Origin of the sequence: Mycobacterium gallinarum (assembly GCF_010726765.1) — a bacterium.
Taxonomy (GTDB): Bacteria; Actinomycetota; Actinomycetes; order Mycobacteriales; family Mycobacteriaceae; genus Mycobacterium; species Mycobacterium gallinarum.
The window spans coordinates 11,945-34,791 of sequence record NZ_AP022601.1 but is presented as its reverse complement, the minus strand read 5'-3'; the positions used below and the strand labels follow the sequence as shown (position 1 = coordinate 34,791).

21 protein-coding genes and 1 pseudogene are annotated in these 22,847 nt (G+C 62.6%); all 22 read right to left on the bottom strand.

What is annotated here, in order from left to right:
• Positions 1-145: 145 nt before the first annotated feature.
• Positions 146-688 carry an aromatic-ring-hydroxylating dioxygenase subunit beta gene (locus tag G6N42_RS00165; protein WP_083129068.1) on the bottom strand — a complete coding sequence of 181 codons (543 nt, stop codon included), beginning with the start codon at positions 686-688 and terminating at the stop codon, positions 146-148.
• A complete protein-coding gene (locus G6N42_RS00160) occupies positions 685-2,019 on the bottom strand; it encodes a Rieske 2Fe-2S domain-containing protein (protein ID WP_232076434.1) in 1,335 nt (444 codons plus the stop codon). The genes G6N42_RS00165 and G6N42_RS00160 overlap by 4 nt, the downstream gene beginning before the upstream one ends.
• 316 nt (positions 2,020-2,335) lie before the next feature.
• Positions 2,336-2,812 (bottom strand): MarR family winged helix-turn-helix transcriptional regulator, encoded by a 477-nt coding sequence (locus G6N42_RS00155; protein WP_083129067.1) that lies wholly within the window; start codon positions 2,810-2,812, stop codon positions 2,336-2,338.
• Positions 2,802-4,262 carry an MFS transporter gene (locus G6N42_RS00150; RefSeq protein WP_014211471.1) on the bottom strand — a complete coding sequence of 487 codons (1,461 nt, stop codon included), beginning with the start codon at positions 4,260-4,262 and terminating at the stop codon, positions 2,802-2,804. Before G6N42_RS00150 ends, G6N42_RS00155 begins: the two co-directional genes overlap by 11 nt.
• Before the next feature lie 197 nt (positions 4,263-4,459).
• Positions 4,460-5,891 (bottom strand): annotated as a pseudogene (locus G6N42_RS00145) (aldehyde dehydrogenase family protein).
• Between the two features lie 166 nt (positions 5,892-6,057).
• The gene (locus G6N42_RS00140) at positions 6,058-7,182 is read right to left on the bottom strand and encodes an epoxide hydrolase family protein (RefSeq protein ID WP_174262198.1); all 1,125 of its coding nucleotides are present in this window, start codon (positions 7,180-7,182) and stop codon (positions 6,058-6,060) included.
• A gap of 91 nt (positions 7,183-7,273) precedes the next feature.
• The gene (locus G6N42_RS00135; protein WP_163724479.1) at positions 7,274-7,927 is read right to left on the bottom strand and encodes a hypothetical protein; all 654 of its coding nucleotides are present in this window, start codon (positions 7,925-7,927) and stop codon (positions 7,274-7,276) included.
• Positions 7,924-8,571, bottom strand: coding sequence for an Rv1363c family protein (locus tag G6N42_RS00130; RefSeq protein WP_083129063.1), 648 nt, complete (start codon positions 8,569-8,571; stop codon positions 7,924-7,926). Before G6N42_RS00130 ends, G6N42_RS00135 begins: the two co-directional genes overlap by 4 nt.
• Complete coding sequence (locus tag G6N42_RS00125) at positions 8,568-10,028, bottom strand: MCE family protein (protein WP_083129062.1); 1,461 nt, start codon at positions 10,026-10,028, stop codon at positions 8,568-8,570. Before G6N42_RS00125 ends, G6N42_RS00130 begins: the two co-directional genes overlap by 4 nt.
• Positions 10,028-11,167, bottom strand: a complete 1,140-nt coding sequence (locus G6N42_RS00120) for an MCE family protein (protein WP_083129061.1) — start codon at positions 11,165-11,167, stop codon at positions 10,028-10,030. Before G6N42_RS00120 ends, G6N42_RS00125 begins: the two co-directional genes overlap by 1 nt.
• Positions 11,164-12,513 (bottom strand): MCE family protein, encoded by a 1,350-nt coding sequence (locus tag G6N42_RS00115; protein ID WP_163724476.1) that lies wholly within the window; start codon positions 12,511-12,513, stop codon positions 11,164-11,166. Before G6N42_RS00115 ends, G6N42_RS00120 begins: the two co-directional genes overlap by 4 nt.
• Positions 12,510-13,838 carry an MCE family protein gene (locus G6N42_RS00110; protein WP_163736717.1) on the bottom strand — a complete coding sequence of 443 codons (1,329 nt, stop codon included), beginning with the start codon at positions 13,836-13,838 and terminating at the stop codon, positions 12,510-12,512. Before G6N42_RS00110 ends, G6N42_RS00115 begins: the two co-directional genes overlap by 4 nt.
• Positions 13,835-14,863, bottom strand: coding sequence for a virulence factor Mce family protein (locus G6N42_RS00105; RefSeq protein WP_163724473.1), 1,029 nt, complete (start codon positions 14,861-14,863; stop codon positions 13,835-13,837). The genes G6N42_RS00110 and G6N42_RS00105 overlap by 4 nt, the downstream gene beginning before the upstream one ends.
• A 59-nt stretch (positions 14,864-14,922) precedes the next feature.
• Positions 14,923-16,266, bottom strand: coding sequence for an MCE family protein (locus G6N42_RS00100; protein WP_163724470.1), 1,344 nt, complete (start codon positions 16,264-16,266; stop codon positions 14,923-14,925).
• Positions 16,267-16,271: 5 nt separating this feature from the next.
• Positions 16,272-17,129, bottom strand: coding sequence for an ABC transporter permease (locus G6N42_RS00095; protein WP_163724466.1), 858 nt, complete (start codon positions 17,127-17,129; stop codon positions 16,272-16,274).
• On the bottom strand, positions 17,126-17,935 hold the full coding sequence (locus tag G6N42_RS00090) for an MlaE family ABC transporter permease (protein WP_163724464.1): 810 nt from the start codon (positions 17,933-17,935) through the stop codon (positions 17,126-17,128). The genes G6N42_RS00095 and G6N42_RS00090 overlap by 4 nt, the downstream gene beginning before the upstream one ends.
• A 133-nt stretch (positions 17,936-18,068) precedes the next feature.
• Positions 18,069-18,518 (bottom strand): peptidase associated/transthyretin-like domain-containing protein, encoded by a 450-nt coding sequence (locus G6N42_RS00085; protein ID WP_232076033.1) that lies wholly within the window; start codon positions 18,516-18,518, stop codon positions 18,069-18,071.
• 71 nt (positions 18,519-18,589) lie between these two features.
• Positions 18,590-18,988, bottom strand: coding sequence for an SCP2 sterol-binding domain-containing protein (locus tag G6N42_RS00080; protein WP_163724457.1), 399 nt, complete (start codon positions 18,986-18,988; stop codon positions 18,590-18,592).
• Between the two features lie 28 nt (positions 18,989-19,016).
• Positions 19,017-19,511 carry an aromatic-ring-hydroxylating dioxygenase subunit beta gene (locus G6N42_RS00075; RefSeq protein ID WP_232076032.1) on the bottom strand — a complete coding sequence of 165 codons (495 nt, stop codon included), beginning with the start codon at positions 19,509-19,511 and terminating at the stop codon, positions 19,017-19,019.
• Positions 19,508-20,689, bottom strand: coding sequence for an aromatic ring-hydroxylating oxygenase subunit alpha (locus G6N42_RS00070; RefSeq protein ID WP_163724450.1), 1,182 nt, complete (start codon positions 20,687-20,689; stop codon positions 19,508-19,510). The genes G6N42_RS00075 and G6N42_RS00070 overlap by 4 nt, the downstream gene beginning before the upstream one ends.
• Complete coding sequence (locus tag G6N42_RS00065; RefSeq protein ID WP_232076031.1) at positions 20,686-21,789, bottom strand: WD40/YVTN/BNR-like repeat-containing protein; 1,104 nt, start codon at positions 21,787-21,789, stop codon at positions 20,686-20,688. Before G6N42_RS00065 ends, G6N42_RS00070 begins: the two co-directional genes overlap by 4 nt.
• Positions 21,786-22,811, bottom strand: a complete 1,026-nt coding sequence (locus G6N42_RS00060; RefSeq protein ID WP_163724447.1) for a 2,3-butanediol dehydrogenase — start codon at positions 22,809-22,811, stop codon at positions 21,786-21,788. The genes G6N42_RS00065 and G6N42_RS00060 overlap by 4 nt, the downstream gene beginning before the upstream one ends.
• Positions 22,812-22,847: the final 36 nt, after the last annotated feature.

Below are 22,847 nucleotides of genomic sequence, written 5' to 3'. Positions count from 1 at the left end.
CACGTCTTCGCGACCGTGATAAACAGCTGCGCGCACCTACCGGCCTACCTTCAGGACGGACCCGGATTCTTTCGGCAGCACCGACTTTCGTTGGCCGGAGTCTCGGCGGAGGTGCCGCCAGGTTGATGTCAAGCTCACCGGCACCTTAGATCCAAAATGACAGGTTGTGCGTGGGCAACGTGGTGTGATCCAGCAGGATCTCGCGCTGGACCAGTTTCCAACCCCCCTCGTCGCGACGAATAATGTCTCGGCGCTCGGCAGAGACTGTCTCCGCCTTGGCCTCGTCCGCGCGCGTGCGCACCAGCAATGCATTCGAGGTGACTCGGTACCGACCGTCGCCGTCACCAGACCTGACCCTGACGTTGGTTATGAAGTGCCGGATCCGCGAGGGAGGATCCTCAGCCCAATCCGACGACGTTCGGTGCCGCTGAATACGCATCTTCAGGCTCGTGTAGTTATCGTTCAAATGCATGGAGCGCTCAGAAAACCCCCGTCCCCCTGCTCTTCGAAGCGTCTGACGGACGCGCGCGAAATAGTGCACATCCGGTGCCAGCAATCCCAGCCACTCCTCGAACTCATCGCGATCCAACAGATCAGCCTCGTCGAAAAGGAAGTCTTCGATTTCCTCACGCACCTCCCGCGAAACCCTCGCAGCTTGAGGTGGATCCTGCGGCAGCGTTGTCGTCATACGTTCTCATCCCTTCTCGGGGTGGCCAGATAGTCGAAGTACTGCTTCCAGTACTCGCGCTGATTTTGTTCGGCGTAGCCACTGGCCAACGGTCGTCCCGGACCCAGCCACGTTGGATCAGGGGCCAAGTTGTCCAGTCCCATCTCCACGTTCAACTCCACACCACCAGCCAACTCGCCGCGGGTTCCCTTGGTAATAGCCTGGAATATCTCGGCGTCATCCTGCTCGAAGACGCCCCCAACCCCGAACGTCCGAACATAAGTCTCAAACGATTGCTGCTTGAATTCTTCGGGCGCATTGCGCTCCACGAAGAACCACGACCACACCTCCATGCGCGCCGCGTCCAGAGGACGCCATTGCCGCAAGGTCAGAATGGGCACCGGCATAGACTCGCCGTCCTTGGCGATGAAGGCGTTCAAGAAGGACAAGTTCGGGAACACATTGCCATGAATGAACATTGTCCGTTTCAGCATCTCGCCATGGACGTCATCGCCGTAACCTTCGCTGAGACCGGAGACGATTTCCTCGGGATAGCCCATATACGGTGGTGCGGGTATGCCGGGGGGTGCGCCTAAAACGCCCGCCCCGTGCCCCCCCGATAGGCTGACGTGCGCCGGCGAAACGGCCACATTATCGGGCGGTAACAACCCCAACTCGCACATGGAGCGGTGCGTCATGACCGTGTGATAGCCGTCCCCAACAAAATTGTCAGCGCCTGTCTTCCAGTTCGCGTCAATCACCCAACGCTGCGGAGCCCCCCACACCTGAATGCCGGCCGCGCTCTTACTCATCATCAAGTCGAGATACCACCGCATATCCCCGAGGTACTCATCCAGCCCTGGGGCCTCATCTGACACACACCCGAAAACGAGGCCCGCGTACGAGTCGAGCATCGGCAGAGCGCGCAACCCTAGCCGACTCTTGTCGAACGCAGCACCGTAGACGGCCTGCTGCGCAGGTATCGCGATGAGATCACCGTTGTTTCGATAGGTCCAACCGTGGTACGGGCACTGGAATGCCGACTCATTCCCCACCTCGGTTCGGCAAAGCAGCGTGCCGCGGTGCCGGCACGAGTTCGACATCGCCCGAATCGTCATATCCTGCTGCCGCGCAACAATAATAGAGTTATCAGCGATGTAGCGGACAACATAATCGCCTGGATTAGGGATCTCGTCTTCGTGGCAGAGAAACTGCCATGTCCTGCCGAACACTCGCTTTATTTCAAGCTGGTAGAGCGCCGCATTAGCAATGAGAGACGCAGGGAGGCGGCCCTTCAGGATGGAGCCGCGCGCATTCTCTAATAGTCGCATTGTCGTCGCATCAGGCGCCATCGAATTCACCAGGCGCACCTTCCTGTCGATTCCTGCCTGCAGAAACATGAGCACTTACGTGAGCTACACCACTGCGAGTTTACATAGGATAGCAACTGTTTGCAAGCTATTATTTAGGCTACCGTGGTACCTGCAGTGCTAGGTGGCATCCCTGCAGACCCACGCCGGGGCACGCCAGGATTAACTGGGTATTCCTGTATTTCATTTGGCCCCCTGGAAACTCGGCGACGAACAACGCGCAAACTTCGAGGATGATCGGTGGGCTCGATGGCCGAAGTCCATCACCACCACGAGGCGCGCGCCTAGTTCAAGCCGTCTATGCGCCGACTGGTGGACTGACAGCCGTTCGTTCAGCGTTCACGCCGCGGTGTTTGGCGGGAGCGCTGATTTTGGCTATCGCGTCTCGCAAAGCCTTTAGCTCGTTACTATCAAGTGCCGCAAGCGCTTCGGGAGCCGGGTCGTCGATCCCATGGATCGCGGCCACCATCGACCAGCCGCGGTCGGTCAGTGAAACCACTTTGCATCGCCGGTTGGTGGGAATAGTCTGACGCATGACTAGCCCGCGGTCCTCCAGATCGTTGACCGCCACCGTGGCCGCCGGGGCATCGATTGTCACGGCTTGCGCGACCTCTTTGACGGTCATCGAACCACGGGCCAGCCGGAGCAGGATTCGGATGCGACTGAATGGCAGCCCCGTTTGGTCGGCGGTCGCTCGCCTCCAGCTGTCGCGGTTGTCGGTGACCAGTGTGGTCATCACGCGCCAGACCTCGTCCGCTTCTGGATTATGCGACACCGGCAGCCTCCCGTCGCGGATCGGTTCCTGCGATCAGCGGCGCCAGGTGCTCTGCTGAGCGCAGCGCACGCTTCGACGTCGAATAGACACCGAGCGCGATAATTAGCACACCAACTCCGGCGAACACCAGCCAAAGCGGCCGGGCGGAGACCGCGAAATCGACGTTGGTGTCGCCCAGTGCCGTACCAGCGACCGAACCGCAAAGGGCCACACCGATTCCCACGCCCACCTGGCGGCTGGTGGACGTGATGGCCGCCGCCGCACCGGCACGGTCGATCGGCATACCGCTGACGGCCGCGTTGGTGATCGGTGCGTTCACCATCGAAGTACCGATGCCGAAGACCGCGAAGGCGACCAGCATCTGCCATTGCGGGGTAGCGTCGCTCAACTGCGCGAACATTAGAGTCGCGGCGGCAATCAACGCCCCGGCGATCATCAGCGACGGTCTGGCACCGAATCGCCCCACCAGCCGGCCAGACAGAGGCGAGAAAATGAGTGCGCCGACTGCGACGGGCAGAAACATCAGGCCCGTGTGCACCGCGGAGAGCCCGCGCTCCCCTTGCAAATACATCGACATCATGAATACGAACGCGCCCCATGCAGCGAATGCGCACACCGCGATGGCCGTCGCCGAAGCGAACGGGATGCTGCGGAAGAATCGCAGCTCGACGAACGGGTCGGGGCGGCGTGACTCGTAGCGCAGGAAAATCGCGAACGCAATGGCTGAGAGACCGCATGTGACGACGACGCGCGTGTCGGTCCAGCCCATTCCTGGCCCCTCGATGAGCACGAAAACCAGTCCGAACAGGAAGGCCATGCCCAGGCCCAAGCCGATCAAGTCGACGTCGCGCATGGTGACCGACTTGGATTCGGGAACGAAGACAGCGGTCAATAGTACGGCTACTGCGCAGATCGGCACGTTGATCCAGAACACTGCTCGCCAGTCGACGTACTCGATAAGTATTCCGCCCACGATCGGACCCAACGCCATCGAGATGCCTACGACGCCCCCCCATATGCCGATCACACGTGCGCGCTCCACTCTGCCGGTGAACACCTGAGTGACGATCGACAATCCAGCAGGGGTGAGCATCGAGCCGCCGATAGCTTGCAGGAAGCGGGCGCCGATCAGCGTTTCGACGTTGGGAGCCACGCTGCAGAGTAGGGAGGCCGATGCGAAGACCATCAACCCGATCTGCAATGTGCGCCGCCGGCCGAATCGGTCGGCCGTGGCACCCGAGAGCAGCAACAGCGAGGCCACCATCAAGGTGTAAATGTCGACGAGCCACTGCATTTGCGAAGGCGACGCCGAAAACTCGGCGCGGATGCTCGGGATTGCAACGTTGACGATCGTCACGTCAGTCGACACAATCAGCACGCTCATGCAGCAGGACGCCAAGACGAAGGCCTTACGTCGGCGGCTCAGCTGTCCGACAGCACTTTCATTCACAGAACTACGACCCCTTCGCTGCGGTGTCCGGCGGTCACCGCTGCCCGACTTCGGTGCGGTGGACCTCGAACGCGTCGCGTCACATTGAAGCTTCGGTCACCTACTTACTAGGTCTGGGAGGCGACTAGACGGTGCTCCGAATCCACTGCTACGCATTGACATTCGCCGATCCGTGTCCGACCGGGGATGGACGCGCCTTATTCCATGGTGACGGTTACCGCCTTGACTTGTGTGTAGGACAGCAATTCCTCCGTAGATTCTTCCGATCCAACGCCTGATGACTTCCAGCCTCCGAATGGCAACCCCCAGTAGTGGCGTGCGCTGCCATTAATCCAGACGTAGCCGGCATCAAGTCCCGCAGCCATGCGGTGACCTTGGCTTAAGTCGTTGGTCCACACCGCGGCGGTCAATCCGAACTCGACGCTGTTGGCGACTTGAACAGCCTCGGCTTCGTCGCGAACGGTTAGCACCGAAAGAACGGGCCCGAAGATCTCGTCGCGGGCGACGGCGGCTTGTGGTGCCACGTCGGTCAATACGGTCGGTGCGACATACCAGCCTTCGGGCCCAACACCCTGCGCGCGTCCCCCACCGGTAAGCACGCTGGCGCCGGCCGCCCGTCCTGATTCGATGGCCTGCAGCGACTTTGAGTATTGCGCTTGGTCGATGACGGGTCCCATGTCTGTGCCGTCAACGAGCGGGTCGCCTACCTTGATGGCAGCGACTTGATCGACGACTAAATTAATCACCTCGTCAGCGATCGCTTCGTGCAGCAGCAGTCTGCTTGTTGATCCGCATGATTGGCCGGCTGTGGTGGTGAAGTTCATCCCTATGACGGCGCTTTTGGCAGCCGCCTCCAGGTCGGCGTTGGGCATGACGATCATGGGGTTCTTGCCGCCGAGTTCCAGCGTGACGTATTTGACGCCGTGCTCGGCGGCCAAGCGCTGGATATGGCGGCCCGTGCCCGGGGAGCCGATAAAGCCGATTCGCCGGACTAGTGGATGAGCGACCAACGCGGCGCCGGCAGTCGCCCCATGTCCGGTTACCACCCCAAATAGGCCTTCGGGCAGGACCTCCCTGGCGAGCTCGGCGAGCCGGATGGCCGACAACGGTGTCTGATCGGGAGCTTTGAGCACCACGGCGTTTCCCGCCATCAGCGGAGCGGCGATCTTGGCTCCTGCAAATAGGACAGGATGATTGAAGGGCACGATTCGAGCAACCACGCCGTACGGTTGCTGCAGCGTGTAGTGCAGGTTCGCCGAGAGGGATAGTCCGCCCGCCGAGGTTGAGCGCGCCGTCTGCCATCAGCTCCAACACGTCGGCCGCCCAAGTGACATCGTCGCGCATCGCAGGCAATGGAAAGCCGCCGTCAACGGCGTCGAGCAGCGCGAGTTCTTCGGAGTGATCGCGCATGAGTGTCGCCAAAGCCCGCAGCGCGGTGGCGCGCTGGCGAGGCGTCCGCAGCGCCCACTCGCGTTGAGCGGCATGTGCAGTTGTCACCACCCTGTCGACATCTTCGCCGCTGCAGTCGGGCACCTGGGTCAGCACGTTGCCGGTGCACGGGTCCTCGACGTCGTAGACGCTCTGGCTCTGCAAAGTCGCGGCACCTAGGGGTAGCGTCCACGTTCTCATGACTGCACTGCGTGCGTCGTCTACCACTCGTAGCCTCCTTGACAGTTGACACGTGCCCCTATGTTCGTACGTGTCCTCTTGCTAGCAGATCGGATCTCCGCAATGCAGAGAGTTTAGCTCATCGCAGGTGTGCTACCAAGGCTTCGTGGCCTGCCAACTGGCCGTATCACCGCACGGTTTCGAAGAATTCGCGGACGTCGTCGACAAAGAGACCCGGTTGTTCCAAAGCGGCGAAGTGCCCGCCGCGCGGCATGGTCGTCCAGTGGGTGATGTTGTAGATCGGTTCGCACCAACTTCGTGGTGAGCGCAGGACCTCCTTGGGAAAGGCAGCAATACCGGTGGGCAATTCCACACGAGTTGTCGCGTCCAGGGTCTTGAAGCTCTCCCAGTACAACCGGGCCGACGAGGAGCCACTGTTGGTAGCCCAGTAGATCATGACGTTGTCGAGGAGCTCATCGCGGCTGAGCACGTTCTCGGGATGCCCGTCGCAGTCCATCCACGCTGCGAATTTCTCGACGATCCACGCCATCTGGCCGACTGGCGAATCGGCCAGTCCGTAGCCTATGGTCTGTGGCCGGGTGGATTGCTGCTCGGAATAGCCTGTCCCCCAACGCTGATGAGCCGTCAGGGCGGCCAGGGCCAGCTGTTCTTCCTCGGTCGGATCGGCGATGCCGCCCGCGGGAGGGTAAGCGATCGGCATGTTCAGATGGATGGCGGCGCAGTGGCCGCGGTTGCGGCCCATTTGTGTGGTGATAGCTGCTCCCCAGTCGCCGCCTTGGGCACCGTAGCGCTCGTAGCCAAGTCGCAGCATGAGCGCCTCCCACGCCTGCGCGATTCTTTCAACACCCCACCCGGAGTGGGTGGGCTTGCCGGAGAAGCCGTAGCCGGGAAGCGCCGGGCAGACCACGTGGAAGGCGTCCTCGGCGCGTCCGCCGTGGGCAGTCGGATTGGTCAGTGGCTCAATCACGTTGCGGAACTCCACGATCGAGCCAGGCCAACCGTGGGTGATGACCAGCGGGAAAGCCTCTTCGTGCGGAGATCGCTGGAGAATGAAATGGATGTCCACGCCGTCGATTTCGACGATGAACTGATCGAATCGGTTGAGGGCGGCTTCACGGGACCGCCAGTCGTATACGTCGGCCCAATACGCGGTCAGGTCGCGGGTGTACCCGAGTGGGATGCCCTGGGTCCAGTCCTGTACACACTCGGCTTCGGGCCAACGGGTCCGCGACAGACGCGTTCGTAGATCATCGAGAACGTCATCAGCGACGTCGATGCAAAACGGTCTCACCGCCGGCAGACCACTCAAAATCCCACCTCCTCACACGCTGCCATCGGGCTGACGAGGGAGACACCAGCAGACCTTGAGGTTGGGATGGTGCTCATTTCGGCTCGAAACCCGATATCAGCCAGCGGGATCCGACTTTGTCGAGGCTGACCTGAACGACGGAGTCGGTGTCTGTCGGCGCGTCGTTGCCCACGGTGGTGGTTTGGTCGACAAACACCAAGACGATGGCACGGTTCTTACCGGCGGACACGGAGGCAGCGGCTGACACCCTGGCGGTGGCCGAGATTCGCTTCTGCTGTGCTCCCGGAATTACGACATCGTCGGTCAACGATGTATATGAGTCGCGAAGCGGTCCCGTCAGTCGATCGCGCGCATCCTTCAGTTTCTCGGCTGCCGTTTCAGGCGTGTAGGACAGCATCGCGACCGTCGCTTCGGTGGCGACCTGAACGGTTTCCGCGCGGGCGCGGTCCGTGCCAGCGGCGGTCCCCGCTTGATACTTGAAGTAGGCCGCACCCAGCGCCAACAACAACGCGGTAAAGGGCAAGAGCCAGAATGCGAGCATCCGCACAAAGGTGCCGCGACGATCGTCTGTCGAGTCGACATCGCCAGGGTCCTGGCATTCTGGCGCGTCGCCGGACTCACATCCCGACGAGTTGCTCGATGCGTTCCCGGGTGATGGCGGTGGATCGTCGACTTCGGCGGAGTGGACGGCATCATCCTGTTCATCTTTCGCTGGTGAAGTTCTCACGACACGAACTCCACGTCGGCGACCTTCACATCGTTGCCAACCTTCTGCACCGTGACGCGCATTCGCCATGCTCGGGGCTCCTGTTCGGGCCCATCGCCGACAGTGGTCTTCACGCTGACCGCGACCAGCACTTGGGCCGTGTCATGAGACTGGGACTCCAAGCCCGCCTCAGTAATGGTGCCGACCGATTTGGACTTCACTTTGTTGACCACGTCGATGAATGGTTGTGACCGCTGGGAGAACTCGTCGTAGAACGTGCCAGTCGCCGAGTCGAGAATGCGCTTAGTGTCGGCATCGGCGTGCTGCCAGTCGATCGTGGTTAGATCCAGTGCTCCTTGACGTCCGACCTGAACAAACAGCTGCCGTTGTTCGGAGGACTCATGCGTTTGGCGGGCCTGGTAGCCCAGCCAACTGGCTAGTGCGGCCATCGTCACGGCCGCCAGCAACCCCATCACAAGCGCTAGTCGCTGCGGCGGCATCGGGGTTCGCGAGGGGGGCGCGGTGTCCCCATGTTGTTTTTCGTTGGCGACTTCGGGGTCCCCGCCGTCGGCGCCTTCGGCCGAACCGACATCGACGGTGTCATCAGGGGCCGTCCCACTCGCTGTGGGATCGTCGGCCGGGTCGTCGGCGGTGTGGATGGTCACCGTTCACCGTCCTTTGGCGGAAGCAGCATGTCCTGCCAGGTCTGATCCCCGGCAGCATTCCGGCCCAAATCCGCCTGCCTGTACTGTTTTCCATCCGGTCCGATGTAGCTGCCTGTGCTCGGGTCGTACTCGGCGACCGGAATCGGGGCGGTCGCCGGCACCGGGGTGGGCGGTGGCGTTCCTGGCGGCAGCTGCGGAACCGCCTGACCGGACAGCGTCGCATTCGGATCGCCTTTCCAGTTGGTGCCGTCGTTGAGTGGTACGTAGTTTTCGTCGCTTTCGCACATCTTCACCGTGGGCGCACGCTTTCCCGGCCGAGTCACACAGGGCAGGTTGCGCGCTCCGCGGACGTTCGTGAGGCCGGATTCCTGCGGTATCCGGCAGTAGAAGTCACCGGCGGGCTTCGGTGGGTAATCCACTTCAGACGGTACGCGTTGCTGTTGGGCGGGTAGGTATCCCGTTCTGCACGGCGGGGGCACATTGAGGTTCAGGTTGAAGGACAAGAACACACCTTTGTAGTCCTGTTTGGTGTTTCGGTTGGCCAGTGCGGCACCTTGGAGGCCGGCGATCTCAATCGGGTAGAGGGCGAGGATCTGCTCGAGATTGGGTTGATAGGTCAGGGCCACTTGCCCGAGGCTGACCATATTGGCCAGCAGGATGGGCAGAGTGGGCCGTACGCGGTCAAACAGCTGACGTACCTGGTCAGCGGCGGGGGGTCCGTTGACCAGTAGGCCTTTCACCGATTCGTCGTGCAGCTGCAACTGATTGGTGATTTGAGCGAGATTGGCTGCCCAGGTCTGGATGGAGTCGGAGGTTTCGGTCTGGGTATCAAGGACGGGCTTGGATTCGTCGATCAGGGTGGTCAGTGCAGGCAGGTTGTTGCGCGCATCGATCGCGAGCGTGGTGGCACCCCGGGTCAGCCGGGAAAGTTCAGGCCCCAGACCACCGAAAGCCGTGTAGGACTCGTCGATCACCGTTTTGAGGTTGTTGCGCGGGATCGCTTGGACACCGGTGTTGACACCCCGCAGCAGTGCGTTGATGTCGGCAGGGACCGAGGTGCGGTCGGCCGATATCACGTCGCCGTTCTCCAACGGCGCGCCGTCACCGCTTCGCGGGACGAGGTCGACGAACAATTCGCCTACCGCGGTCTGGCTGCCCACGTGAGCGTCGAGGTCGGCCGGGATCTTGATGTCTGACTGCAGCGACAGCACGGCGTCGACGCCCGTGTCACTGAGGCGGACATCTGAGACCCGGCCTACCGTCGCGCCGCGGTAGGTCACGTTGGCGTTGTCGTACAGGCTTGCTGAGTCCTGAAGCTTCATGGTGACCTGATAGCGGCCGACACCGAAGAGCAGGCTCGGCAGCCGAAGGTAGTAGAAGCCCATGGTTCCACCGGCCAACAGCGTCACCGCTCCGAACACGGCCAGCTGCACCCGAACTCGTTTACTCAGGTACATTACGGTCCTTGGTCCAACCGGTAGGGGACAATTAGCGGATTTCGCGCGGTGTAGGGGCTTGGCAGTTGCCCGATCGTGCGGCCCCACTGCAATTCGAGTTCGGTGAGGTTGCCTTCGAACCGGGTACCGGTGAATAGCGCCGCGTCGATGCGACTTAATGTCAAGTCGACGATGGTGGTGATATTGGCGTAATCACCCCGCCACCACTTGGTCAGGTTGTCTTTCACAAACGGAATCGTGGTGAACAGGTTCAGTGAACGGGTCAACGCGGGACCGGCGTTCGCCAGTGATTCCAGTACCGGTCCCAGGTCGTTCAAGATCTGGATCAATGACTCTTGCGACTGGTTGACTGTGTCGGCGGCCAGTGCGCCGAATTTGCCGAGCTGGTCGACCGCCTCCACGAGCTGGTCGCGTTCGGCGTTAATCACCGCCAGCGCGTCGGGAATCGTTTCTAGCGCCTTGTCGATGACCGGTTTTTGTGCGGCGAACTGGGCGGCCAGATTGTTGAGGCTCTCGGTGGCCGCGATGATGTCGTCGATTTGACCGTTGACGTTGGCGGTGAAGGTGTCCAGTTGTGTGAGCAGGCTGCGGAATTCGTTTTCGCGGCCTCCCAGCGCGGACGTGAGTGCTGTGGTGATGTCCTGTACCTGCCCCACTCCGCCGCCGTTGAGCAGGAGGGAGACCGACGCCAGGGTCTGTTCGGTGGACGGGTAGGCCCCAGCCGAGGACAACGGAATCAGCGAACCGGCCCGGAGTTTTCCCGCCGGGCGAACATCGGTGGGGGGCGCCAACTCGATGTGTAGCGAGCCCAGCAGGCTGGTTTGACCCAGCGACACGGTCGAGTTGGCGGGAAGGTCGACGCCACCATCGAGTGCGAGGGTAAGCAGCGCATGCCACCCTCGACGCTCGATCTTCGTGACCGTACCCACATTGACGTCACCCACTCGGACACGCGAGTTCGGCTGAAGGTTTTCGACATCGGGCATTTCGGCTTGGATCGTGTAAGAGCCCTGCCCGTGGCCTTGCGTCCCGGGCAGCCGAAAGGAGTTCAAGCCGCGAAAACCGCATCCCGGCAGCGCGGCGATGGTCAGCGCGATCACGAGCACCGCGGCGGCACGAAAGCAGCGCTTCCCCGTCATGAGCCGCCCCCGGGTGGAATCATCATGCCGGGCAGCCCGGCGGCCGGATCGGTGGGCTGACCCGACGGGCCAGAAACCGGCACCGGGGCTTCAGCAGGCAGCGCTGGCCCGGCAAGCGGTGGCGGCGCATTCGGGTCGGAGGCGGTTGCATCGGGTGGCGAAATCGGTTGCGGCGGAACGTAGTCCGGCCGCATCCAGTCCTCACTGTACGTCACTTCATTCGGCCGGGCGCTGGCCTGGACGAACGGGTTCACCCCGATCGGGGGGAAGTTATATTGGCGGTTCTTGATGATCGGCGCCAAGTACTGCACGCATAATTTCGCCGATTGTTCGCTGTTCAGTCGCGAGGCGGCCTGTACTGCGCCGCACAAAAAAGTGATCGGATCCGAAAAGTTGGCGACGTTGAGCACTCCGGTGAGTGTGCCCTGGGCGGGCTTGTAGAGGTTGGCGGCGTTTGACAACGTCGTCGGCGCGATATGCAGCAGCTGTTTGATGTCGTCGATGCTGCCCGTCAGTGCATCGGAGACCGACGTCAACTTGTCCGACGTGGCGCCGATCGTCTCGCGGTTTGCGGCGACGAAGGCCGTAAGGTCGCCCACCACGTCATTGAGGTTCTTCACAGCGTCCCCGACTTCGGTTGGGTTGTTGGTCAGTAGTCCGGTTACCGCCGCCAGGTTCTGATTCAGCTGACGTATCAGCACAGTGCTGTCCTGCAGCGCAGACACGAGTGTCGAAAGATTCTTGACGCTGCTAAAGATGTCCGGACTGTGATCGGCTAGCGCGGACACCGACTGTGACAACTTGATGATGGCGTCGCGTATTGCCGGGCCTTGGCCACGCAAGTTGTCGGCGGCGGTGTTTACTAGGGCGCCCAGCGTGCTGACTCCGCCGGGCTCGGTTGGCTGCAGCAGTGTCGTCAACCGTTCGAGCTGTTGCCGGAATTCGTCGAACTCCACTGGAACAGCGGTGCGTTCTCTGGGGATGACGGCGTTGTCCTGCAGCATTGGGCCACCGGTGTAGCCGGGGGTCAATTGGATGGCGCGAGAGGTCACCAGCGTCGGCGACAGGATCACCGCTTTGGCCTCGGCGGGCACCGTGTATTTGGCGTCGAACCAGAACGCGATTTTGACTAGTGTGGGCTGCGGTTCGATGGCCTCGATCCCGCCTACGCGAACGCCCTTGATACGCACATCATCGCCGACGAACACTCCGTTGCTGTTGTCGAAGTAGGCGACGACGTGCACACGATCGACCTGGTGTGCCGCACGCGTCGCCGCAATCGCGCCGCCCACAATGAGGCTCACCAAAACGATTGCCAATGCGAGTTTGGTCCGAGAGTTTGTCATGGTCTGCCTTGGGGGATCGAGGAGCCTGTTGGTCCGGGCGCGACTTCGTCGGGCGCCGGCACGAAGACCGGGCTTGGCGTCGGCGGCTGTGGGACCTGCTGATCGGGTGGCGGGGGTGCCGGCGGACCTGGCGGGGGGCCGCCTGGCGGTGGGGCCGGTACGGGTTCGCGATACGGGTAGCGGGGATCGCCCGGGTTTCCAGTGATCGCATCCGGCAGAGTCAATTTGGGGTCGCCGCCTTGGCCGGTCCTCGGATATGGAATCGGTAGCGCCGGGGTGCCGGGCTGGCCCACCTGGGGGTCGGTGCGCTCGGAGGGCAGCAGCACGTTGGGATCCAGACCGAGATCGGAGAATGCCGCATCGACGAACGGTTGAATGAACTGTCCAGGCACTAGGTTGGCGAGGTAAGCGTTGAAGAAGGGACCGGCAGCGACGGTCTCGCCGAACTGCATTGCATAGGCCGTCAGTCCTTTGATGGACTCTTGGATCTGAACTTTCCGGTTGTCGAGGATCGCGAGAACCTCGTTGAGTTTGTCGAGTGCAGGTTTGAGCGTCGTCTTGTTTTCCGCAATGAACCCGGCGATCTGCCGACTGAGCTGAGTGATGTTCGTCGAGATCTCATCCAGCGCAGCGCTTTGCGAACGCAGCTGGGCCAGCAACGCATTGGTGTCGGAGATCAGACGCACGATGTCGGTGGTGCGTTCGCCCAGGACGGTGGTCGCCTTGGCGGCGTTCGCGAGCAGTTCGCGCAGCCGGGCATCGCGCTGGTTGAGAGTTTCCGAGAAACGTGCGACACCCGCGACGGCGAGGCGCAGGTCATCGGGGGTGTCTTGGAGCGTCTGGGACAGCACTGTTAACGATGTTGACAGTTGCTCGGTGTCGAGCCCGCTGATGGTAGTCGTAAGGTCTCCGAGGGCGTCCGGCAATTGATACGGTGAGGTCGTCCGCTCGACAGGGATGGCGCCGGAGAGTGTCCCCGCGCCGCGGGTAGTGAGATCAAGGACCTTATTGCCAAGCACACTGGTCGTCTTGATCGACGCCTCGCTGCGGTCCCCCAGCCGGATACCGTCGGCCACCGTGAACTCGACCAGTACCCACTCCCCGTCGAGCGTGATGCTCTCGACTTGGCCGGCGGGAGCGCCCGACACCCGCACCGGAGCTCCGGTGGTCAGTCCTCCAGCCTCGTCGAAATACGCCGAATAGGTCTTGCCGGAGGAGACGAACGGCAGCTTGTTGTAGTTGAGCGCGCCGACCACGAGCACGGCGGTGGCCAATACACCGATGGTTCCCATGAGAACGAAGTTGCGCTCCGCGAACGGCTTCATTGGGGTGTGCACCTGCCGCTACTTTGTCCGACCAGCTTGATGTACACGGGTTGTCCGCCCTTTCCATTCACTTTCAGCAGCAGATCGCACAGGTAGAAGGCGAAGTAGTTGCCGTAGAGCCCTTGCCGCAGCAGTACTCGGTAGGCGTCGGGCAATGTTTTGAGGAGGTTGTCGAAGTAGTCACGATCTGCGAGCACAGCGGTCGCGGTGCGATCGGTCTCGTGCACAGTTTTCTGCAGCGGTGGTCGGGCTTGTGCGAGAAGATCGGCGATCGAGCGGGCCGCCTCGTTGGCGTAGGCCACTCCGTTGCTGATGTCCTGCTTGCGGGCTTGCAGCCCGTGCACGAGCTGCGACAGCGAGTCGACAGCCTTGCCGAATTGCTCGCTGTGGTCGCCCAGCGATCCCAGCACCACGTTCAAGTTGACGATGGTTTGCCCGATCAGCTCGTCTCGGTCGGCCAGAGTGTTCGTCAGCGCTGCGGTCTGAGCCAGTATGGAACCGATCGTGGCGCCTTGACCCTGAAAAGCTGCGATGAGTTGGCTGGTGAGAGTGTTGACCTGTGTGGGGTCCAGGGCGCGGAACAGCGGCCGGAACCCACCGATCACGGCGTCCAGATCCAGTGCCGGCGCGGTGCGATTCAACGGAATCGTGTCGCCGGGCCGCAGTTTCTTGGTCCCGCCCGCGCCTTCCTCGATCGCCAGGTAGCGGTCTCCGATCAGGTTGTCGTATTTGATGACAGCGCGGCTGCCGTCGGTCAGTACCACCGAGTCGTCGGCCCCGAACTCGACCTGCACCGTGGAGTCATCGCGGACTGTGATGGTTTGGACCTTGCCGACCTCCACACCGGCGATGCGGACGAAATCCTCGCTCTCCAGTCCGCTGACGTTGGTGAAGACAGCGGTATAGGTCTGTTCGCGCTCGAAGCGCAGCTGCGCGAAGACGGCAAAGAGGGCAAATGCACCCAGAGCGCACACGAGCACGAAGATGCCGAGGCGCCACAAGACAGCCGACACTCTATTGGTCACGGCTATGCTCCCCTCCGATCATTTGCGGGTATGTTTCGAACCATTTGCGTGGCGGGCGGTCACGGTGGTGTGGGTCCCCATGACGGCGGTGGCGGGACCCCGGGATATAGGGGCGTTCCGTCGGGGCCGTACTGGGGTGCGCCGTAGGGCGGCGCACCGGGGTAGGGCATGGGACCGGGCGCCGGGCCGCCCGGGTAGCGGATACTCGGCGGTTCGGGGACCGCCCGAGTCACCGGGAAGTAGTTGGCGTACCCGGGGAATCCGATGCCGGGATTGGGCCGCCAATCCAATCCGGTGCCGAAGCCGGTGTTGGCGATCAGCTGTCTCACCGGGAAGTTCTGGGCGACGTCGGGGAGCGAGCCGCACCCGGGCTTGCCTCCTTCCCCGCCCTTAGCAGCGTTGATGGGCAAGTTTTTCGGATACCGGTACGGGTCATATCCCGGCAACAGCTCAGCGTCCATGATGAGAGACTTGCCGTTTCCGCCAAGCATGTCGGCATAGCCGGAGTCCAGAGTGGTCTTGGCGCCGACGATCAAGCAGGTGAGCTCGGGGTTGTACTTCATAAGCAAGTTCGTCGTGGGTTCCAGCAGGTTGACCGCAGTCACAAAATTGTCTTTGCTGGCCCCTAGCAGGTCCACTCCGCTGCGCGACAGCCCCACTACGTTGAGCAGCAGCGCATCGAGTTGCTCGGCATGGCTGGTGACTGTCGCGCTGGTGGTGGTCGCGGCGGCCAGGGTGTCGATGATGTTCTTTGCCGCGGCGCTGTAGGTGTCGCTCACACCTTTAAGCGCGCGGAAGTCCTCCCGCAGAGTGTCTGTGCGCGGATTCAGCTGCAGCAGAACCTGATTGCTCGCGGTGATCGCTTCGCCGATCCTGTCGCCCTGTCCTCTCACGCCCTCGGCAAGCGCGCTGAGTACGGCATTCAGCTTGAACGGGTCGATCGCCTTGATCAGCTGCACCGCGTTTTGAAACACGGTGTTGACCTCGGTGGCGACGTTCAATGATCTCAGCACCGCTCCCGCGGACAGTCGCTGTGGGCTTGGGTTGGGTGGGTAGACGAGGTCGACGTACTTCGCCCCGAACAGGGATATCGATTGGATTCGCGCCTCGACGTTGGCCGGGATGTATTGAATCTGGGCAGGGTCAATGTCCAGCTGGATGCGGGTCGAGTCTCCGCCGCCGACAGAACTGACGCGGCCGACCTGCACCCCGCGCATCTTCACGCGGGAGTTGGGCTCCAGCACCAGACCGGAGCGGTCCGCTGTCAGAGTCACCGGCACGCTTGGGGTGAACGTCCTGTTGAACATGGTCAGACTTAGCACCACCGCCGCGACGATGCCCACGACGAGCAACATCGCCCACCATTCAGGGGAGATCCGACGAGCGCCCATACCGTCTGCCATATGCGTCACCCCGCGTAGTTGAAGTTGCCGGTCTGGCCGTAGAGAGCCAGGGTGACTAACAGAATCACCATTTGAGACGCGATCAGTGAGGTCCGGGTCGCGCGCCCGACCGCCTCGCCCACGCCCGCGGGCCCGCCGGTGGCGTTAAGTCCGTAGTACGTGTGGATCAACATGATCACCAGCACTTCGGCGACCGTGACGGCGAAGGAGAAGAACACAGCCTGCGGACTGAGAAAGGTGTCGAAGTAGTGGTCGAATACTCCGGGCCCTTGCCCGTAAAAAGCGGTGGTGATGACCCGTACCGAGAAGAACGACATCAACAAGGCCACGCAATACAGTGGAATGACCACGATCATGCCGGCGAGCAAACGGGTGGAGGCCAGGTAGGCGATGGGCCGGATGCCCATCACCGCTAGCGCGTCGACCTCCTCGTTGATTTTCATTGCGCCCAGCTGCGCGGTGGTACCAGCACCGATCGTCGCGGCGAACGCGAAGGCGGAGCTGGCCGGGGTTACCAGCCGAACGTTGACGAAGGCAGAGGTGAAGCCTGCCAACGCTTCCACGCCGACTTGAGACATCTGGTTGTAGGCCTGACTTGCGAGGGCGCCGCTGGTCGATAAGTTCAAGAAGGCAACGACGGCCACGGTGCCACCAACCACCGCTAGGGATCCCGCTCCGAGACCGATCGCGGCGATCTGGCGCAGCAATTCAGCCCGATAAATACCCACCGCCTGGACGATCGAGGCGACCGACTGTCCGTAGAAGTGGGCCTGATCGCCGAGATCTCTCCACTTGGCCCTCCACTGGCTCAAAGAGCGGGCGGTGCCTGGAAACCGCTGCCGTAAGACAACGCCGGCGCTCATTTCGTGACCTCGAACCCGACCGCAGTGACGATGGCATTGACGACGAACAGCAACAAGAACGCAATGACAACGGTTTCGTTGACCGCGTTACCCACACCGGCCGCGCCTTTTTGCACCCGCAAGCCTTGGTAGCAGGCAATCAGACCCGCCACGAAACCGAACAGCGTGGCCTTGACCAGAGACACGAGGACATCGCTGAGACCCGTGATCAGCGTCATACTGGCAACGAATGACCCGGGAGTCACGTGCTGGAAGTACACCGAGAACAAGAAAGCGCCCAGGAGACCAGTCACGGTCACGACAGATGACAGGAGCACCGCGACCGTCGTCGTCGCCAGCACCCTGGGGACGACAAGGGAATGGATCGGGTCAAGCCCCAGGACCCGCATCGCATCGACTTCCTCGCGGATGGTGCGCGACCCGAGATCGGCGCACATCGCCGAAGCGCCCGCGCCCGCCACGACGAGAACGGTCACGAAGGGGCCGATCTGGTTGACCGCGCCCAATGCGGCGCCGGTTCCTGAGAAGTCGGCGGCGCCGAATTCGCTGAGCAACGTGTTGAAGGTGAATGACGTCAGGACAACGAGGGGAATCGACAACGTCAGCGCGGGAACCACAGAAACCCGCGCCACGAACCATGTTTGAAAGAGGAACTCGCGCCATTGAAACGGTGGCTTGACCATCGCGACGAACATGTCCAGCGTCATCGCGTAGAGCCCGCCAATAATGCTGAGTGGTTTCAGCGCTTTGACGTCAGCCGCTGTCGGGAAGGCTGCGACCGTGTTACGGAGGGAAAAGCGCTTCACTCGAAGAACCCATTACCGTGCTGAGGTGCGCCTCCGGGACCGTCGGCGTCGCCGCGGCCACGCCGACGCCAACAGCATCGCCAGAATGCGTCCATGACAGCCGGTACGGCGAGGCCGCATCGCCCCAAAACGTTCACGTCACTGCTCCCTGGCGCGACTCATCAGAGGTTTCAGCCGTCACGCAAATTGCTGGCCGCAGTGTGATGTCGAAACGAAGTCCGATGTCGTCGCGGGTCGTGATAAGGGCTTGCCGCTGCTCGGCGGGCAAGCGGCGCAGCAGGGAGTCTTTGGCGAGATGGCACCCCGGAAGGTAGGCGCGGGTGATCAGCCGATCGAGACCCCCCCGGGCTTCTACTGATACCGCTATGAACGGCGCTGATCCGTGCTCAGGTGCTTGAGGCGGCACCATTTTCACGCTGTATCGACCCTGTTGGTCGGTGATGACGCAAGTCGGTCGAGCATTAATCCAGCCGTCGCTCCGAAGCAGTCCGGTCTTTTCCACCGCGTTGTTGTCGTCGCCCGCGGAAAGCCAGGTCTCGATCAAGGCGTCAGGAACTGGTCGACCATCTTCACCGGTGATCACCCCGTGAAACTGAATGGCCCCGGAGGCGCCGGCCCTCCGGTCCCAACGCCACCGCGAAGTAGCTGCCATCCTCAGTCTCCCCAGACGAGTCCGTCGACCTGGCCTACGAGGCGGAGTCCGGCGCCGAGCACCGCCATGTTCGCCATCGCCACCTTGATCGGGCCTACGAATTTGATCTTGCGCGTCGCGATGGCGCTCGCTACGCCGATCTCGCCTTCCGCTACCCGGTGCCAGACGCTCGCGGTTGCAGTCAGAACGAAGTCCGGCTTTCGCCCTTGGATCTGCACCCCGCCGTAGATGGCCTCACCATCGGTAATCTCCAACTGTGAGATCTGGTCGTCGGCGTCCTGAACCCGCCATTCGATCAGCATGCTCAACTCTTTGGCACCCTGCCGGATCTCGGCCGAGTCATTCCACAGGTCGCGGTACGCGCGTGCCCACTCAGGCGACATCAACGCAACGGCAGTCATTATCGAATCCTCTCCTTCGGTCGATGAGTCAAACGGGGTACACCAGATAGCGCGGCGGAGTGTTGTCCACCACCACGAATTTCTGCTGGAACAGCGCGGTTTCGTCGCCAAGGACCACGACGTCTTCGCTATAGCCGCTGACCAAGATCCCGGGCTCGCCGGAGGAGCCGGTGTAGGCGACGAGGACGTTGGACCGTACCTCCCAGCGGTCTTCGCCGACCTCACGCATCGCCGTACGCTGCTGAATGTGGCGGGTATCGTAAGGTTCGACCGTGCCCGCCCAGACCTCCTGGATCATTTTCACGCGGTCGGCCAGCCGTTCTCGGCAATCGTCCATCATGTACGCCAGCGGCAGACCCTCACGGACGTTCTCCATCGCGCGCACCTCGTAGGCACATTCCGGCGCGAACAGGGCCAGCCAGGCGGTGAAGTCTCGCTCGTCGACTGCGCGTGCGTAGGCTCCCAGCAGTTCGTCCACCAGGTACGCGGCACGTGCCCGCCGATCTTCGATGCTCGATGTCAACAAAACTCCATCACCTCCTGGTAGTGCGCCCACCAGCCGGTGTTGGCGACCTCATCGTTCTGCGACGATTCCGATAATGGTCGGCCGACCCCGGCGACAAACCGCTGATAGCCGCCGTCACGCGCGGTCGCCTGCACGCGGTTGTAGACGGCGGCGTCCTCGATACTGATAAAGCCGCTCGGCCCGAGCAGGTTCGACGACTGGCGGACTCGGTGGCGTGCGAAGTCCTCGCTGTCACTGGCGTGGCCGAAGAACGTGTATCGAACCTCGGTACGATCAACCCCGAGCGGGCGGGCGTACCGGATGTTGATCGTGTCGACGTGACGCACGATCCCGGTGACCGGCCGTAACGCGATGACGCGAGCTCGGCTGTCGTCCCCCTTCCGCGTGACCACACTCGGGTCAGCCAGGAAGCCGTTGTCTACGTAGGGTTGCGCATCGTACAGAATCGACATGTGCCCGTAGGGCTCGCTGACCAGCACGTTGCCGCTGCCGCCCTGCCAGTTGAGTAGTTTGAACGCGCTGTGCAGCAGTGGCGCGTGGTAGGGATCGTTGTCTATGTAGGTCTTCCAATTACTCTGGAACACCACCGTCTGGTAGCCCAGCAGCGTCAAGTCCCCGTCGTCGAGCATGCAGTCGCGCAACGGAGCCGCGCTATCGCCGAGGTAATCGTCGAACGGCGGCGGCTCATCGGCCATGCTGACGAAGATCAACCCCCACGACTCGACTAGGTGCAGTTCTCGTAGGCCGTAGTCCTCCTCGCGGAAGTCGGGGCGAAACTGCATGCGGCGTGGCGCGCCTGCGAACCGGCCGTCATTGTTGAAGAGCCACCGGTGGTACGGACACTCGAATCGCTCTGCGACCCCGCACCGGCGCTGCTCCAGCAGCGTTCCCCGATGGGCGCAGGAGTTGACGAACACGCGGATGCGGTCATCGCCGTCCCGCACCATCAGCAGCGGCACGTCGGCTAGCCATCTCGTCCGGAAGGCGTTGCGCTCGGCCAGCTCGGCCCGGTGCGCGATCGGATGCCAGTAGGGGCCATAGAAGATGCGGGTGAGCTCTTCCCGGTAGACGTCGGGGTCGCTGAACACCTCCTTGGGAATGTCCGCGGCAGAGGTGAACCGTTTCCGGATCGCCGGCTGTACATGGTCGAACTCCAGCGTCGGTCCAAGCTTCACTGCGCTGTTCCTTTCTTCGGCGTCGCGATGTGGGTGATCGCGCCGAGGCCGTCGGCGAGGCACTTCCAGGTGTGGCCCTCGTCTTCCGACACGTAAAGCCCACCCGCCGTGGTGCCGTGGTACAGCAGCAGCTCGCCGCCATCAGTGAGCTCGCCCTCCAGCGCCCAGACCATGTCGAACAAGCCGCGGTCGTCCGCGCTATCCAGCCGTACCCAGGAGGCGCCACCGTCGTTGCTGCGGAAGAATCCCACGTCGGCGCCGCGGCGTCGGCGCAGTTTGGACGGCGACAGGAAATAGACATTGCCGTTGAGCACGCCCATCACCAGCCGGCGCACTGCGGCCCACTTCGGTGGGATGCCGTCGGCCGCGGCGAGGAACACCACGTCGGGGTCGGCGGGATGCACCACGATCGCGTCTTCGGTGTAGTTGCGCTCGCCGAGTCCGTCGTTGGACTGCACCCAGCTCGATCCTCGGTCGGTGCTGCGGTAAATGCCCTTGCCACCGCGGTAAGGCTTGGTGTCCTGGCCGGTGGTGACAATGAGCCGGTCGGGAGCATCATGGTGCAGGACCACGCGGTGGATGTCGTGACCGAGGCCGTCGATCTCCTCCCACGTCTGTCCCCGGTCCCGGGTGACCAGGAGGGAGCCGACTTCAATGCCGGCGTAGACGACGTCAGCTTCGCGTGGGTGCACGGCGATGGTACGGACATGCGCGATTCCCGGGCGGATGGGGAAACTCCACCTTTTCGCTTCCGGTACGCCGAGTACGTTTCCGCACTCGGCCCAGGTCCCGTCTTGCCACCGCAGCAAGTGCGCTGGTTCGGTTCCGGCGTAGAGCGCGTTGGGTGTGTGCGGGTCGAACGCCAGGGCGCGCACGTCGCGATGGGCGAGGCCATCGCCGAGGTCAGTCCAGTGGTCTGCGCCCGCGGTGGCCAGAAACACGCCGTGCTTATGGACGGCGACGGCGACGCGCTCGTCCTGGACAGCCAAGGCCATCACCTGCCCCGGCAACTCTGGCCAGGCCCGGGCCTTGCCGTCGCCGGACACGGTGAACACACCGCGGCTTGTCGCGGCGACGACCATCAAGCCTCCCTCACTCACGGCTTCACCAGCACCTTGACCAAACCCTCCCGGCCCTCTAATAGCCCGCCCAATCCCTCCTTGACAGCGCGGTCCAGCGGGATTCGAGCGGTGATCTGCGGCGTTAGCGCGAGTTTTCCGTCAGCGATCAGGGCGAGAACAGCCGGGAAATCGTCGAACATGTCGTAACCGAAAACCATCCGGAGCTCTATCTCCTTGAGCAGATGGCGGTTGACATCCAGCGAGGCCGAACCGGCCCATGACGACATCTCCATGAAGCGGCCTTGTTTGCGAAGGCAGTCCAGGCCTTGTGTGAACGCCTCCACGCTGCCTGCCACATGGAAGACGACGTCCACCCCTACGCCCCGTGTCTCCTCCAAAATTCGCGCGGTGGTCCCGGGGTCATTCGGATCGAGCACCAACGTCGCACCGAGGTCGCGCGCCAGGCTGCCGCGTACGCCGCTTGGCTCTGTGACGTAGATTCGCGCAGCTCCGGCTGCGCGTGCGCACTGGATCACGGTGAGCCCGAGTGCCCCGGCGCCGAGGACCATCACCGTTTCGCCGAGGAGCAGTTTCGCTCGCCGCACCGCGTGGAACGCCACCGCCGTCGGCTCGGTCAGCGCCGCCACCTCGAGGTCCACCACGTCCGGCACTCGGACCGCGAGCCGAGATGGCACTGCGACGTAGTTCGCCAAGCCCCCGTTTCGGGTGAAGCCGATCCACCCTGGGCGCTGGCACAAGTGATAGAGCGCCCGGTGGCAATAGTGGCAGCTCCCGCAGAAGTCCATCGGAATCACCGCGGCGCCCTCGCCAATGCGGGATTGGTCGATGCCCGCTCCAACCTCAACGATCCGGCCCGAGATTTCGTGGCCGAGCACCACTGGCGGCTGCGAGAAGGTAGGCCCCGCGACAAACTCGTGGAGGTCAGTTCCACATAGTCCGGTCGCCGCCACCTCGATGATGACCTCACCGGCCTGCGGCGCCGGGTCTGGCACCGATGTCAGACCGACGTCGTTGTTGCCGTTAAGAACGATCGCTTCCATCTCAGCCCGCGGCGCTTTCGTGGGTCCGGCGACGAT